Origin of the sequence: Draconibacterium sp. (assembly GCF_041583095.1) — a bacterium.
GTDB lineage: Bacteria > Bacteroidota > Bacteroidia > Bacteroidales > Prolixibacteraceae > Draconibacterium.
The window spans coordinates 1-16,130 of the sequence record NZ_JBFHGM010000100.1 but is presented as its reverse complement, the minus strand read 5'-3'; the positions used below and the strand labels follow the sequence as shown (position 1 = coordinate 16,130).

At 42.4% G+C, this 16,130-nt stretch carries 12 protein-coding genes; 3 read left to right on the top strand and 9 right to left on the bottom strand.

The features are described from left to right. The coding region (locus ABZB17_RS11070) for an alpha-L-fucosidase (RefSeq protein WP_372650218.1) at positions 1 to 1,082 on the top strand (1,082 nt) is incomplete at its 5' end. A 5-nt stretch (positions 1,083 to 1,087) separates the two neighbouring features. Here the strand turns inward: ABZB17_RS11070 and ABZB17_RS11065 are convergent. The 7 genes from ABZB17_RS11065 to ligA form a co-directional block, all read right to left on the bottom strand. Next, positions 1,088 to 1,516: a ubiquinol-cytochrome c reductase iron-sulfur subunit gene (locus ABZB17_RS11065; RefSeq protein ID WP_372650217.1), complete on the bottom strand. Its 429-nt coding sequence runs from the start codon at positions 1,514 to 1,516 to the stop codon at positions 1,088 to 1,090. A gap of 76 nt (positions 1,517 to 1,592) precedes the next feature. Further along, complete coding sequence (locus ABZB17_RS11060) at positions 1,593 to 4,853, bottom strand: UvrD-helicase domain-containing protein (RefSeq protein WP_372650215.1); 3,261 nt, start codon at positions 4,851 to 4,853, stop codon at positions 1,593 to 1,595. A gap of 62 nt (positions 4,854 to 4,915) precedes the next feature. Next, complete coding sequence (locus tag ABZB17_RS11055; protein WP_372650213.1) at positions 4,916 to 5,452, bottom strand: hypothetical protein; 537 nt, start codon at positions 5,450 to 5,452, stop codon at positions 4,916 to 4,918. A gap of 74 nt (positions 5,453 to 5,526) precedes the next feature. After that, the gene (gene dapA, locus ABZB17_RS11050) at positions 5,527 to 6,408 is read right to left on the bottom strand and encodes a 4-hydroxy-tetrahydrodipicolinate synthase (RefSeq protein ID WP_372650212.1); all 882 of its coding nucleotides are present in this window, start codon (positions 6,406 to 6,408) and stop codon (positions 5,527 to 5,529) included. Continuing rightward, positions 6,405 to 6,923, bottom strand: a complete 519-nt coding sequence (locus ABZB17_RS11045) for a hypothetical protein (RefSeq protein ID WP_372650210.1) — start codon at positions 6,921 to 6,923, stop codon at positions 6,405 to 6,407. Before ABZB17_RS11045 ends, dapA begins: the two co-directional genes overlap by 4 nt. Before the next feature lie 11 nt (positions 6,924 to 6,934). Continuing rightward, a complete protein-coding gene (locus ABZB17_RS11040; protein WP_372650208.1) occupies positions 6,935 to 7,510 on the bottom strand; it encodes a hypothetical protein in 576 nt (191 codons plus the stop codon). Positions 7,511 to 7,568: 58 nt separating this feature from the next. Continuing rightward, on the bottom strand, positions 7,569 to 9,575 hold the full coding sequence (gene ligA / locus ABZB17_RS11035; RefSeq protein WP_372650207.1) for an NAD-dependent DNA ligase LigA: 2,007 nt from the start codon (positions 9,573 to 9,575) through the stop codon (positions 7,569 to 7,571). 212 nt (positions 9,576 to 9,787) lie between these two features. Here ligA and ABZB17_RS11030 point away from each other — a divergent pair, with 212 nt between their 5' ends. Together ABZB17_RS11030 and ABZB17_RS11025 are read left to right on the top strand one after the other, a co-directional pair. Next, complete coding sequence (locus ABZB17_RS11030) at positions 9,788 to 10,372, top strand: thioredoxin family protein (RefSeq protein WP_372650206.1); 585 nt, start codon at positions 9,788 to 9,790, stop codon at positions 10,370 to 10,372. A 296-nt stretch (positions 10,373 to 10,668) separates the two neighbouring features. Continuing rightward, positions 10,669 to 12,981 (top strand): DNA topoisomerase 3, encoded by a 2,313-nt coding sequence (locus ABZB17_RS11025; RefSeq protein ID WP_372650204.1) that lies wholly within the window; start codon positions 10,669 to 10,671, stop codon positions 12,979 to 12,981. Positions 12,982 to 13,100: 119 nt separating this feature from the next. On the opposite strand, the gene ABZB17_RS11020 is transcribed toward ABZB17_RS11025, so the two are convergent. Further along, on the bottom strand, positions 13,101 to 14,051 hold the full coding sequence (locus tag ABZB17_RS11020) for a UDP-glucuronic acid decarboxylase family protein (RefSeq protein ID WP_372650202.1): 951 nt from the start codon (positions 14,049 to 14,051) through the stop codon (positions 13,101 to 13,103). A gap of 5 nt (positions 14,052 to 14,056) precedes the next feature. Further along, entirely contained in the window at positions 14,057 to 15,379 is a 1,323-nt protein-coding gene (locus ABZB17_RS11015; protein ID WP_372650200.1) for a UDP-glucose/GDP-mannose dehydrogenase family protein, read from the bottom strand. Between the last annotated feature and the right edge of the window lie 751 nt (positions 15,380 to 16,130).

The window sequence follows — 16,130 nt, the reverse complement described above, 5'->3', positions numbered from 1 at the left end:
CTGAACAATGGGCTGAACTGATTGCCGGAAGCGGAGCCAGATATGCTGTGCTTACCACAAAACACCATGATGGCGTGGCACTTTGGGATACCAAATGCAACGATTTAAATGTGGTGGACAAAACGCCTGCGCGAAGGGATTTGGTGGCGCCTTTTGTAAAAGAGCTTCGTAAAAACGATTTAAAAGTTGGTTTGTACTACTCGTTGCTCGACTGGTCGCATCCTGATTATCCGAATAAAACCCGCAAAATAAAACGTTACGAAAATGACTCGCTTCGCTGGGCAAATTTTGTCGATTTTAACTTTTGCCAGTTGGAAGAGTTGTCGAAACAATTTAAACCCGATTTGTATTGGTTTGATGGCGACTGGGAGCAATCGGCAGAAAGATGGAAAGCAAAAGAATTGAGCGAGTCGCTAAGGAAATGGAATAAAGACGTGATTCTAAACAGCCGCATTCAGGGCTATGGCGATTATGCCACACCCGAGCAGGGATTGCCGGTAACACGCCCCGATGCACCGTATTGGGAGTTGTGTATGACCATGAACGATAGTTGGGGATATCAGCACAACGACCACAATTATAAAACGCCGAACCAGGTAATTCGCATTCTTGTGGATTGTATCAACAAAGGAGGAAATTTACTGTTGGATATTGGCCCGAAAGCAGATGGCTCAATTCCTGAAGAACAGGTTGAGATTTTAAAAGAACTGGGCCGCTGGACCAACAAACATGCTGAAGCCATTTACGAAACGCAGGCCGGAATTCCATACGAACATTATTACGGACCTACCGCGCTGAACAAAACCGGGGATATTCTTTATTTATTTGTGCCACACAAACCAAATGGTTCGCTGGTGCTGAAGGGAATTAAAAATAAGATTAACCGGATGTGGGTGGTCGGCAACGGTACCAAGTTAAACTGGGATGTGAAAATGAAACAATACTGGAGCGCTGTTCCGGGAATTGTATACATTGATGTACCCGAAAAAGTGCTTGATGAGCAGGTTACAGTAATTGCAATTCTTCTCGACGGAAAAGTTGATCTTTACCGCGAGCAGGGACAAGTGATTGAGAGTAACTAAAACGCTTAACTAATTGTAAGTATATTGCCGTTTTTCTGCACGCTGTATGTTTTTAAACTTGCAGTTGCCGGTCCGTTAACTACAGCTCCGCCGGTTGTAAAACGCGATGAATGACATGGGCAGACAACATCACCATCAGCATGAACATAGGCCACTGTACATCCCTGGTGCGTACATATTTTTGAAAGAGCCAGGTAGGTACTTTCGCTTGTTCTGAAGATCATAATGTTTCCTGCATATACAAAACCGCCAACGGTTCCCAGATCCGCGTAAGTTGAACTGCTTAGATCAATGGTTACGTCATTACCGGGTACATTCGGATCTTCTGGTACGTAATCGTCATCGCTACTAGAGCAGGCACTAAAAATTGCAGGTGCAGTTAATAGAACGCTGCCACCGTAAGCAAACTTTTTGATGAATTCTTTTCTTTCCATAATTGTTTTATCGGTTGTTTGAAAGTATAAACACCAAAATGTATTTTATTGTTCGGTTTTAGTAAAAAAATGGCTTTTATTCTAACTCACATACTTTTTCAAGCTCACCGGTGTGCAAATACCACAAAAAACCACTTACTTTTGAGAAACCGGTGTTTTGTAAAACTCTGGCATATTCTCTCACCTGGTACAGGTACTTCTCTTGTCGTTCACCGGTTTTGTAATCAACAACAATCGCTTCGTCGCCCGAGAACATTATTCGGTCGGGGCGCAACAGTTTATCCGAAGTCAGCAGGTCGCGTTCGTTCAGCACTTCGTAACTGCCGTCAAACCACTTTTTAACTTCCGGTAGCAGCAGGTTGTTTTGTATGCTTGTTTGAATTTCATCAAACTCTTCTTTCGTCACTTTACCATCGTGCAGCGCCTGTAAACAAGCAGCATTGGCATCGTCGGCCAAAACAATTTCAGATAAAATATCGTGAATGATTTTCCCAGTGTTTTTTACTGAATGTTGCTGTTCGTTCTCAATTAAAAAATCTTCGCCATTCAATCGCAAACTAATTTTATCCGAAATGTCGTTAAAGTTGTATTTTTTGATTAGAATGGCTTTCTGCTCGTCATCCTCCTGCGGCTGTTTAGCAATTCTTCCAAATTCAAAACGATCTTGTTCTTCGTTAAAACAATCGGCAAATTCATCCTGCTTACTTTGGTTCGCCAGCGCTTTGTGCAATAAATAATGAATTGGTTTGCCCGAGCCTGAATTATTTTTGCTCTCTTTTGGCATGGGGCAATTGGCGATCAGCACCGATGCGGCACGCGTAAAGGCCACATAAACCAAATTAAGCGTGTCGATGTAGTAATTCATTTTTTCCTCGAAATACATGGGCGCAAATTCCGATGTTTCCATGTGTTTACCGGCCTGGATCGGTAGTAACGGAAATTTGTTAAACGGTTCTGATTGTGGTTTGCACCAAAGCAAAGGTGCCGTTGTACCACTCCAGCTGGTTTTCCAGTCGAGGTAGGGGAGCAGAACTGCTTTAAACTCCAGCCCTTTTGATTTGTGAACGGTCATCAATCGAATCGAACTTACCTCTTCGTTTACATTTACCGATGTGTTGCTGCCTTTTTCGTTCCACCAGTACAAGAGGTTCGACAAATCGTTTGATAAGGATATTTTTAATTCGCCCGCTTTATCTATCAGTGTTTGCAGAAATGGCAATTCCGATTCAAAATTGAACAAGCCAAAAAGCGAACAAATATGTGTGATGGTTTCATCCAGCGAGGTAAGCATTACTTTTCGTTTTACCTGTTCGAGTTTACCGGCTAATTCCGCACTGAATTCTTCGTCAAAACCGGGTTGAAGGTGCCAGTCGCTGTAATCGTTAAAATCAAGCAAACTTTGCCCATTGTTTGAATGAACCGGAATACCCATGGTTTTTAAACCGGGTTTTAGCCAGCTTTGCCACAAGTGTAACAAGGTAGCCTGTGTGATTTTATTTTCCGGATCGATCAACAGCTCAATGGTACTTATCACAACCAAAACGGCTTTTGAGGCATGTAAAAACAACGATTCGTTTGATAGTACCGAAAGGTTATACTTTTTATTCTCGTCGAGTTTTGCAGCCGCTAAAAAGGCTTCGATAATGGGGCCGCCTTCTTTGTTTTTACGGATTAAAATGGCAATGTCTTTGGCTTTAATTCCCTGATCCTGCAGGTATTTTACCTGCTCAACCAGTTGTTCTGTAGCTGTTTCTTCAAAGTCATCTTCCGGAAGGAAATTGATCTGTGTGAAACCTGTGGCTTCATCATTTGATTTTCCGGCTTCCTGTTGGTACGACGAATAAATATGATCGAACTTTTGAATATAAGCCTCCCGGTTTTCAAGCGAACCGATCAGGTAATCTTCAAAAGCTGTTTTTAGTTCTCCAAAAATGGCGTTGTTAAAAGCGATGATGTTTTTATCGCTTCGCCAGTTTTTTTCAAGGGTGAAATCCTGTTTTTGTTGCGGCGAAAACTGGGCATCCAATTGCTCGGCCAAAATACTCCAGTCGCTGTTACGCCAGCGGTAAATCGATTGTTTTACGTCGCCCACAATAAGGTTGGCATTTCCTTCGGCCAGCGAGTTTTCAAGCAGCGGCCTAAAGTTCTGCCACTGCAGGCCCGAGGTGTCCTGAAACTCATCGAGCATAAAATATTTATAGTAGTTACCAATTTTTTCGTACACAAAAGGCGAATCGCTCTGACCGATAATTTTGCTCAGCAACAGGTTGGAGTCGGAAAGTTGCAAGGCTCCTTTTTCCTGCTGAATTTGTTTTATTTCCTCCTTCAGGTCGCTAAGAATTCCCAACATTCTCAACTGTCGGAGCGCAGCCTGGGCAGTGTTGTACCTTATGTTATTCGACGTGTAAAACTCAACAAGGGAAATTAATCCCGGTTGCAGTTTTGTATCAACCAGGTTGTGGATTTCAGCCGCTTGTTTGTGTTTTGCCGAGTACCATTTTTCAGCGTCTTCGCAAGCTGTAAGAACACGCGATCCGGGTTCTTTTATTTCGCCGTTGGCAAGCGATTGAATGTAGCCGGCAACTCCCGATTTTTTATACGAGAAATCATCCACCGAAAATCCGTTGCTAAAAATGTCGTTAAATAATGTTTGTGCTTTGTCTTTTATTCCCTTTTCAAATTGACGGATGATCTGGCGCAGTTCTTTGCCAAAATCATTCAGGTTTTCGCGGTTATAAACCGATTCTCCTTCATCAGGGAAAAACACCTGGAACGATTCTTTAAAAAGCTCTTTGCCCAGGTTTTGTATATCGTCGTCGATGCGCTGGCTACGGTTGGCTTCAATCTTTTCTTTACTGTAGTCACGCAACCATTTTAACAGGTCTTTATCGTCATTTATTCGGGCCAGCAAACGGTCTGATGCTTCCTGTAAAAGCAGGTCGTTGTCGAGTTCCACCGTAAAATTTGGCGAGATTCCCAGCTCGCGGTTAAAGGATTTGATTACTTTCTGCGTAAACGAATCGATTGTATTTATTGAAAAACGATTGTAGTCGTGCAGAATATTTTTGAGTACTTCTTTAGCCCTTTGGCGGATAAATTGTTCGGTGTAATTATTACCTTTTTGTAGTGGTTCGATGTAGGGAGAATCTTTCTCAATGGCCAGTAAATGCAGTTGCTCAAGGATCCTGCTTTTCATTTCGCTGGTGGCCTTGTTGGTAAAAGTTACTGCCAGAATGTGTTTGTAGTTGTACGGATTGCTCAGGATAATTTTCAGGTATTCAACAACCAGTTGAAAGGTTTTTCCCGATCCGGCAGAAGCTTTGTAAACTGTAAGCATGAATGTGATCTGAGTTTAAAGTTCAGTTTTTAAAGATAAGATTTTGAGAGAATGAAGCAAGACTAAAATCCCGGTGGTCCTATTCTGTTTTGCTGAATGCTGATACTGGTTTCGATTTTGAATTTCTTTGAAACCTTGTATTGCATAAACATGGTTGAACCGTAGGCATCAAAATGGTTCATATTCTGATTGGGAAACGGCGCCGTATTAATAAAGTTAGCCCCGTAACTGTATCCGCCAATCACAAATTTGTCGCCCAATTCGAACGCTGCAGAACTTAGCATTTCTGCATTGTAGTAGTAGGGTGAAACAATATCAGTTCCATGAAATGATAAACCTGTGTAATTGAGTTGAGGGAATGCAGCCAACGCTAAAGTATAGCGACTTTGGTAAAACCGGTTCATATCAAAAGCCGGAAGCTGCAAATCATCCATCAGGTAACTGCCATCCATGCCTCCGTTTATCAGGTTGTAATATTCAATCTGGCGATGCAGCAGGACTTCGCTCGAATCAACTTCGCCAAAATCCATTTGCAAACCTTGCTGGGCAACAGCCTGCAGGGCAAAGAACAATAGAAATCCAATTAAAACTGATCGCATAGCTTTCATAATATAGTGCTATACAAAAGTACCATTTATTACGAGGGGATTCAAAAATGTGGGCTTAAAAACTGTTAACGCATTAACAGTTCGTGGCGCTGTTTTATCTCGCTGTAAAGTCCGTCGCTGATTTTGTACAATGGTAAACGAAGGATATTTTCAATGGTGCCCTGAATATTCATAAGCGCTTTAATTCCTCCCGGATTACCTTCGCGGAACAGCAGCTGGAACATCTCGATCAATTCGAAATGAATTTTTCTTGCTCCATCAAAGTCATTGTCAAGCGCCAGATGCATAATTTTGCTGATTTTCTCGGGATAAGCGTTTGCTGCCACCGAAATTACTCCTTGTCCGCCAATGGCAGCAATGGTAATGGCAAGCAGGTCGTCGCCTGAAATAACCGTAAAATCATCGGGGGTATATTTCCCTATTTTTGTCATTTGCGAGTGCTCGCCCGACGCTTCTTTGATGGCCACAATTTTATCCGATGCCTCAGCCAAACGTCCAACAGTGGTTGCTTCAAGATTTATACCTGTACGCGACGGTACATTGTAAAGAATAACCGGAACCGGACTGGCTTTGGCAATTTCAAGATAATGGCGGTACATTCCTTCCTGCGAAGGTTTGTTGTAGTAGGGTGTAACAACTAAAATTCCGTCGATGCCTTCAAAATTAAAGTTATCAATCTGGTTGCACATGGTGCGGGTGTCGTTTCCGCCCATTCCAACAACAACCGGCAAACCATTGGCTTTTTCTTTTACCAGTTCAACCACCTGTGCTTTTTCATCAGCGCTTAGTGCGGCTGTTTCGGCTGTGGTGCCAAGAGCTACCAAATAGTCCATGCCACCTTTTACCTGGTTATCAATTATCGTTTCAAGTGCTTTATAATCAACCTGATCGTTTGTTGTAAACGGAGTAATTAGCGCTACCCCTGCGCCTTTGAAATATCGACTCATGAATCTGTTCTGTTGTTTAATTGCGCAAGATAGAAAATTTGTTGTTCGGCCAGAAACATTGCATCCTTATTTTGGTCAATCTTAATATTCAGATCGAAGTAGGAATCATCGGCTTCAGAACTGCCAATTTTGAATTTAGCATGTGATAACGCTGTTATATAATCGGCAGCATAGTTTTTTTCGGCAGCCAAACACAGCAGAAGATCGAGTTCCATTTCGATAAAGTCGCCTACTTTTTCGGGTTTCGGAATTCCCCACCAGTTGAGGTCGTTTACGGTTAAGGAATTGGCTTCGGCAGCCGGATTTGAATCGCTGTCGAAGATGCAGTAATCGCGAAAAATAGCACCATGCCGGTTAAAATAATCGCGGAGGTATTGCACCGCCGGTTTTTCCGATGGTTGCCAAATCACACCCACTTTCGAATGTAAAGCAAGATTAGGAATTACCGGTGTGCGTTTCTGCGCAGCCACCAGCTTCCGGAGTTTTCGATAGGCATATTTTTCTTTCAATCCCATAATGCAGTGTCTTATTTTCTATTCTTCTTTTTTGGATTACAGGTTTTGCAAAAGTCACCCAGTTTATCCAGCTCTTCCAGCGACCATTTCATCCACTTATTAATTTCCGAATCAAGCGTACCGTTGAAAGTATCGCTTTCCACTTGCGAAAGCAGTTTTGCATGCTCGGCATACGCCTGTTCATGCAGTTCCGAGGGGCCTTTTGTTAGCATCGTTTTGCGTTCTTCGAAAAACTTTTTGCGGATATTTCGCGCCTGAATTTCGTACAAATTAAAGATCAGTTGCTGATAACGTAATAAACGGGCTGTTGCTTCCTCCGCTCCATCATCAATGTACGAAGCATCTTTTTGAAAGTGGCACGATACATTTTCATTCATGTTACGGTTCATTACCAGGTTCAAACCGCCTGTTTCGTATTCCACAGAAAAACTTCCCGAGGCTGTTCGCATTTGTCCGCTGTTGGGCGCTTCTGCCTGAAAATCGCTTTTTTGAAGTTGATAGTCGGCCGACCACTCGATAATGTTCTGAGCACTGGCAGCGACTGATAAAAGAAGTGTTATTGATAAAAGAAGAATTGTTTTTGTCATATTAAAGGCGGCGTATTTTGCTTTAACTGTAATTTTTTGCGTCATTATTCCCGATAAACTATTTAATCATTTTCAGAAAATCTTCCTCGCTGATCATTGGGATACCCAGCTTTTCAACTTTTTGAAGTTTACTGGGACCTACATTACTTCCGGCGAGCATATAGCTTGTTTTTTTCGAGATGGAACCCACATTTTTCCCTCCGTTTTGCTCAATTAGTTTTTTAAGCTCGTCGCGCGAATGTTGCTCGAAAGTACCCGAAATAACAATGCTCAAACCTTCCAGTTTGTTGGTTTGCCCTTCCAGCTGATCATCGCTGATTGCAAACTGAAGTCCGTATTCCTTCAGGTTTTCGATAAATTGTAAATGTTCTTCGTTCGAAAACCACTCCACAACACTTTCCGCAATGCGGTCGCCAATTTCATCAATTTCTACCAACTGATCCTTTGTTTGCTGCTGAATATTTTCAATGGTGTGCAATTTTTTTACCAGCGTTTTGGCTACTGTTTCTCCAACAAAACGAATTCCCAACGCAAAAAGTACCCGCTCGAACGGAACTTGTTTTGAAGCTTCCAGACCATCAAGAATTCGCTGAGCCGATTTATCCGCCATGCGTTCAAGGTTCAGAAGCTGCTCCTTTTGTAATTGATAGAGTTGGGTAATATTTTTAGCCAGTCCTTCATTGTACAGCAGCTCTATCGTTTCCTGTCCGATGCCGTCAATATCCATGGCTTTGCGGCTCACAAAATGCTCCATTTTGCCTTTTATTTGTGGCGGGCAGGCATCTTCGTTCGGACAATAATGGGCGGCTTCACCTTCTTTTCGTATCAGTTTTGTTCCGCACTCGGGGCACGACTCAATAAACTGAACCGGCTGAAACATCGGATGTCGTTTGGCCGGATCAACACCGGTAATTTTCGGAATGATCTCGCCACCTTTTTCCACAAAAACCGTGTCATCGATGTGCAGATCCAGGTTGCTAATTATATCGGCATTGTGCAGCGACGCCCGTTTTACAATGGTTCCGGCAATAAGAACCGGTTCGAGATTGGCCACCGGCGTAACGGCACCTGTTCGTCCTACCTGGTATGAAACCGATTTTAGAATAGTGGCAACACTTTCCGCTTTAAACTTATAAGCAATGGCCCAGCGTGGCGATTTGGCAGTAAAACCAAGGTTGTTTTGCAGTTTGCGCGAGTTTACTTTTATCACAATTCCATCGGTGGCAACCGGCAGGTTAAAACGTTCGGTATCCCACTTTTCTATGAAGGAGAAAACTTCATCAATGTTTTTGCAAAGTTGAGTATGCTCCGAAATTTTAAATCCCCACTCGCGCGCTTTTTGCAGGCTTTCGTAATGACCGTCTTCCGGTAAATTTTCGCCAAGCACATAATACAGGTAGGCGTCCAGTTTTCGTGAGGCTACAATCGACGAGTTTTTCATTTTTAGTGTCCCGGCAGCAGTGTTTCTTGGATTAGCCAATAAGGGTTCGCCGGCTTTTTCCAGTTCTGCATTCAAATTATTGAAAACATCGAAAGGCATCACAATTTCGCCACGAATCTCAAAACTATCCGGGAAATCATTTCCGCGCAATTTTAACGGTACCGATTGAATGGTGCGCACATTGGCAGTTACGTCGTCGCCTTTTACGCCATCGCCACGGGTTACGGCGCGCACCAGTTCACCATTTTCGTAGGTCAGACTAATTGATGAGCCATCAAATTTTAACTCACAAACATATTCAAAATCATCAGTCCCTATAATTTTCTGAATACGGCTGTCGAAATCTTTTAGCTCTTCCTGCGAGTAAGCATTTGATAACGACAACATATTATACTTATGCGTAACCTGAATAAAATCGGAGCTTAAATCGCTTCCCACACGCTGCGTTGGCGAATTCGGGTCATTAATATTATATTGTTTTTCTAGGCGCTCCAGCTCTTTTAATTTCACGTCAAAATCAATATCGCTTATTGATGGTTGCGCTAAAACGTAGTATTTATAGTTATGTTCGGCCAGTTCGGCCTGCAAATCTTTAATTCGTTGTAAATCCTGTTCGCTGCTCATTCGTGCACAAATTGTAAATGTTTCAAGATGATTTTTCAAAGATAATTTGTTGGACGAAACAAGCATAAAATTTTACATGCCAAATTTCGTTTAATCCCTAAATCCCCTAATGGGACTTGGTCGTACTCCCCTTTAGAGGTTGAGGGTAAAACAATCCAGCGATTAAACAATTTTAGGTAGAAATTCTTTATGTAGTAAAAGGAAATACAATTATGGCATTTACACTCGAGATAGGAAAAAAGGCAATCGGTTTTGATCTTCCGGCAACCGATGGGAACAGCTATTCATTGGAAAGTTTTAAGGACTCGAAATACCTGGTGGTGTTTTTTACCTGCAATCACTGCCCTTATGTGATTAACAGCGATGAAGTTACCCGGAAAACAGCTGAACGCTTCAAACCGCTTGGCGTTGAGTTTGTTGGAATTAACTCGAACAGCAAGAATACTTACGAAGAGGATGATTTCGACCACATGGTGGAACGGATGAAGGAACACCAATTTCCGTGGAAGTATTTGTATGATGAATCGCAGGAAGTGGCATTGGCGTATGGTGCGTTGCGGACACCTCATTTTTATGTGTTTAACGAAAACCGCGAGCTTGTTTATACCGGAAGGGGAGTTGACAGTCCGCGCGACGCCTCAAAAATTACGGTAAACGATTTGGCCAATGTGCTGGAAGAACTAACCAGTGGTAAAAAGATTTCAGTTCCGGTGACCAACCCGATTGGCTGCAATGTAAAATGGGATGGCAAAGAAAAACACTGGATGCCGGCCGATGCCTGCGATTTGGTTTGGTGAGAAGAGTTCCAAGTTACTAGCTGCGAGTTACAAGTTTTCAGTCGTTGATTTCAGTCACAGTTTTTAAACTATTTTACCGCAGAGTTGCACAGAGAAGATATGGAGTTCCACAGAGAGGAAAAAGTCGCAGTCGCAGTTTTCATTCTCAGTTCTCTCTATCTCACTTTCTCACAATCTCCTTGTCTCAGTGCTCAATCTTCTTCAATCTCCATCAATCTAAAAATCAATCTTTCTTAAAAGCTTGTTAATAACTCCCTTTTTCATCCCACATCATTCCTTGTATATTTGCAGCACTTATGATTGTTTGTATTGCAGAGAAACCAAGTGTTGCCAAAGAAATTGCCCAGGTAATTGGGGCAGGTTCGCGAAGAGATGGTTATTACGAAGGAAATGGTTACCAGGTAACCTGGACTTTTGGCCATTTTTGTACCTTGTGGCCGCCCGAGGACTACGATTTCAAATGGAAACGCTGGGATCTGCAAACACTACCGATGTTGCCCAAACGTTTTGAAACCAAGGTGATGACAGGCGACGGCGGGGTAACCAAACAATTTAATACCATTAAAAGCTTATTGGATAAAGCCACGCAGGTGATTAACTGTGGTGATGCCGGCCAGGAAGGGGAACTTATTCAGCGCTGGGTGATGAAAGAGGCTGGTTACAAAGGCGAAGTGAAACGTTTGTGGATTTCATCGCTGACGAACGAAGCCATTAAAACCGGATTTCAGAAGCTGGTGCCGGCCGAAAAATTTGATAACCTGTATTACGCCGGAAGCTCACGGGCTATTGGCGACTGGTTACTTGGAATGAACGCCACACGTTTATACACCCTGAAATACGGTGGTTACAAGCAGGTTTTGTCTATTGGGCGGGTGCAAACGCCAACGCTGGCGATGCTGGTAACGCGCCATTACGAAATCGAGAATTTTAAACCGGAACCCTACTGGGAGTTGCAAACCACCTATCGCGATACGGTTTTTAGCAATACCGAAGGAAAGTTTTTCAAAAAGGAAGACGGTGAAAAACTGCTGAACCAGGTGTTGGGTAAGGACCTGTACATTACCGACGTTGAAAAGAAAGACGGCCAGGAATATGCTCCCAAACTTTTCGACCTCACCAGTTTGCAGGTTCATTGTAACACCCGTTTTGGACTAACGGCAGATGAAACGCTGAAAACCGTGCAACGTTTGTACGAAATGAAAGTGGTGACTTATCCACGTGTTGATACCACTTTTTTGCCCAACGATCAGTACCCAAAAATACCCGGGATTTTAAAAGGCTTAAAAAGTTATAACGAGCTGGCACAGCCCTTGCTGGCAAAGAAAATCCGAAAATCGACCAAAGTTTTTAACGATAAAAAAGTTACCGATCACCACGCTATTATTCCAACCGGCGAAGAGAAATTACTGGGTGGTAACGAGAAAAAAGTTTACGATGCCATAGCACGACGTTTTTTAGCCGCGTTTTACCCCGACTGTAAAGTGGCCAAAACACAGGTGAAGGCAGAAGTTCATACGGTGCAATTTGTAGCTACCGGAAAGCTAATTATGCAACCCGGCTGGCGTGTTGTTTTTCAGGATGAAAACAGCAAAAGTGGTGATGGCGACACTATTCTTCCGGCATTTGAGAAAGGAGAACACGGTCCGCACGAACCGTCGTTTACCGAAAAGGAAACAAAACCGCCGCGTTATTACACTGAAGCATCCTTACTACGAGCCATGGAAACGGCCGGTAAAAATGTGGATGACGATGAGTTGCGCGACCTGATGAAAGCCAACGGTATTGGTCGTCCATCTACGCGTGCAGCAATTATTGAAACGTTGTTCCGGCGCAAATACATCGAGCGGCAGAAGAAGCAGATCCACCCAACCAAAATGGGAATTCAGTTGATTGATACCATCCAGAATGAATTGCTGAAATCGGCCGAACTAACCGGCCAATGGGAGAAGCGACTGCGTGAAATTGAGCAGGGTGAATACAGCGCGTCGAAGTTTATTTACGAGATGAAACGTATGGTGTACGACCTGGTTGTTGAAGTGATGCGCGATCGTAGCTCGGTAAAACTGGCGGCTCCCGAACCGGAAAAGAAGGCAAAAGGCAAAAGACAAAAGGCAAAAGGAGAAGAGGCGGTTAACAGCGGAAACGGTGAAATGACCTGCCCAAAATGCTCGGAAGGAAAAGTGCTGAAAGGCAAAAATGCTTATGGTTGCAACCGTTGGAAAGAAGGTTGTGATTTTAGGCTGCCATTTGTTTTTATGGAGAAAAAACTCACCGACAAACAGGTTGAGCGTTTGCTGAAAAAAGGAGCCACCACAAAACTGAAAGGTTTTAAAATGGGGGATAAAAAAGTAGACGGTATTTTGCAGCTGACCTCGGATTGCAATGTTGAGTTTGTGGATAAATCTTCAGCAGAAAAGAAAGCCGTTGATTCAACGCCCAAATGCCCAAAGTGTGGCGGTACAATACTAAAAGGAAAAACGGCCTACGGTTGCAGCAACTGGAAAGAGGGCTGCGATTTTAAATTCACCTTCGATGCCATTCGCGAAAAAGCTGCCGGACGCAAACTGACAAAAGAACTGGTGCTGGAAATTATTAAGGAAGAAAAATAAATCAATTTAAATTTTTTGATTGTCAGTCTGAGCGAAGTCGAAGACTGTATCCGTTACACTTCGACTTCGCTCAGTGTGACTGTTAATCATGTGAAATAAAGTTGCAAGGTAAAATCAAATTAAATGTCCTCTTCTTTCAGCAGTTGTTCAAAATATGCTATCGTTTTTATCAAGCCTTCCCGAAGTGGTATTGTAGGTTCCCAACCATCCAGTTTCTCTTTAGCCAACGTAATATCGGGTTGACGTTGTGTCGGGTCGTCTTGAGGCAATGGCATGTGAACAATTTTTGATTTTGATCCCGTAAGGTCAATAATTTCACTGGCCAGTTCGAGCATGGTAAATTCCCCCGGATTACCAATGTTTACAGGCCCGATAAAATCATCATCGGTTTTCATCATTCGAATCATTCCCTCAATCAAATCGCTTACATACTGAAAGCTGCGGGTTTGTTGTCCGTCGCCAAAAATGGTGATGTCTTTACCTTTCAGCGCCTGCACTATAAAGTTGGAAACAACACGTCCATCGTCCGGTTCCATTTTGGGGCCATAGGTATTAAAAATGCGAATGATTTTTATCAAAACATCGTTCTGCACATGGTAATTCACAAACAACGATTCGGCACAACGTTTCCCTTCATCGTAACACGAGCGCACTCCAATGGGATTAACGTGTCCCCAATATTCTTCGTTTTGAGGATGAACATCGGGAACGCCATAAACTTCGCTGGTTGATGCCTGTAGGATTTTGGCTTTTATACGTTTGGCCAACCCAAGCATATTTACAGCACCCATCACCGAAGTTTTGATGGTTTTTATGGGATTGTACTGATACTGAACTGGTGATGCCGGACAAGCCAGGTTGTATATTTCGTCCACTTCGATGTAAAAAGGCTGTGTAATATCGTGCCGTACCAGCTCGAAGTATGGATTGTCAAGCAAGTGAATGATCTTTTGCTTTTTGCCAGTAAAATAGTTATCGAGGCAAATTACTTCGTTGCCATCGTTTAACAGCCTTTCGCAAAGGTGAGATCCAACAAATCCTGCTCCTCCGGTTACCAAAATTCGCTTCATATCGTTTATTTTGTTTTTCTACCGATCGCAAAATATTCAAACCCAAGTTCTGCCAGTTCTTCCGGATCGTAAATATTTCGTCCGTCGAATATGATTTTACTCTTCAACAGTTTCTCCATAACGCGGAAATTCGGCAGCCTGAATTCTGACCACTCGGTAACCAAAATCAACGCATCGGCATCAATTAATGCATCGTATTCATCTTTTGCGTACGAGATTTTATCCCCCAGAATTCGTTCTGCTTCGTGCATGGCAACCGGGTCGTAAGCAGTAACCGAAGCTCCGGCTTCCAGTAATTTTTCTATAATTACCAAAGATGGAGCTTCGCGCATATCATCGGTTTTGGGTTTAAACGATAGTCCCCACAGGGCAAATTTTTTGCCTTTCAGATCACCATCAAAACGTTTGTACAGCTTGTTGAACAATACCTCTTTTTGACGATAATTTACTTTCTCAACGGCTTTTAGCACATCAAGCGAATAATTGAATTCATCAGCCGTACGAATTAAAGCCTGCACATCTTTTGGAAAACACGAACCGCCGTAACCGGTTCCCGGGTATATAAATTTGTTTCCGATACGTGGATCAGAACCAATCCCGCGACGAACATTATCAACATCGGCACCAACAATTTCGCAAAGATTAGCGATGTCGTTTATAAAACTAATTTTTGTTGCCAGCATCGAGTTGGCAGCGTATTTCGTCATTTCCGACGAAGTGATATCCATAAATAAAATCGGATGGCCGTTCAGTACAAAAGGTTTGTACAAACGCTGCATCACTTTTTGTGCCCGTTTCGATTCGGTACCGATCACAATGCGGTCGGGTTTCAGAAAATCGTTAACCGCACTTCCTTCTTTCAGAAATTCAGGATTTGAGGCCACATCAAAAGGAATATCCTCACCTCGTTTTTCCAGCTCTTCCAAAATGGTCTGCTTTACTTTTACTGAGGTGCCAACAGGAACCGTACTTTTTGTTACTACAACCAGGTAGTGGTCCATGTTTTTACCAATCTCGCGTGCCACTCCCAAAACATATTTCAGGTCGGCACTGCCATCTTCATCGGGCGGTGTACCAACGGCAATAAAAACTGCATCGGCATCTTTAATGCTGGCGCCCAGGTCGGTGGTAAATTCAAGGCGGCCTTTTTCAACATTCTTTTTATAAATGTCTTCCAAACCTGGCTCGTAAATCGGGATTATTCCGTTATTTAGTTTCTCAATTTTTGTCTCGTCGATGTCAACACAGGCAACATTAACACCGGTTTCTGCAATACATGTTCCCGAAACCAATCCTACATAACCTGTTCCTACTACCGAAATTTTCATAGCTGATTTATCTTTTTAGAAATGGATCTATTTAAGCGTGTAAACAATAATGAGTTTGTCATTATCGGGCATAATTTATCCGTTACAACTGTTTTAATAATACGGAATAAAGATAATTGATTTCCTTAGAAACAATCAATGATTATAATTAGAATCCGCTTCTCCGGCCGTTTTTAGTGTATGAATTTTTACAGAACGGCGATTAGAAAAGCTACGGTGAGTCTCTTGATTTCAAAATCAAAAACGCAAAAGAAGTGGTATTGAACTTTTGACAATAAATAATGTTGTTTTAGTAACTTTACTAAAAATCAACCGGCTTAGTGAAATTCTTTATTTCAGCCATATTAGTCTGTTCTATCTTTTCGTTTCAGTTTTCTGAACTATTGGTTTTGGCATCGTTTAAAATCAACCAGGAATATATTGCAAAAAATCTGTGTATTGAAAAGGATGTGGAAGGATCAACCTGCGAGGGGTGTTGCCAGCTGAAAAAGAGAATGAATGAGCAGGAAGAGCAGAAAAGAGAACTACCATCACAACAGACTGAAAAGCAGAATATTGATTTTTGTGTTCAAACCACTGAGTTGATTTGTAGGGTATACTCAAATAGTGAAAACCTGAGATTTAAATTCTTGTTAAAATATTCATTTCTAAAGTCTTTGAAGGTCTTTCACCCTCCAAAATATTCCGTTTAAATACCGCCCCAAACGATAATTTAAATAGTAATAAATCATTTTGGAATGAGAAAGATCTT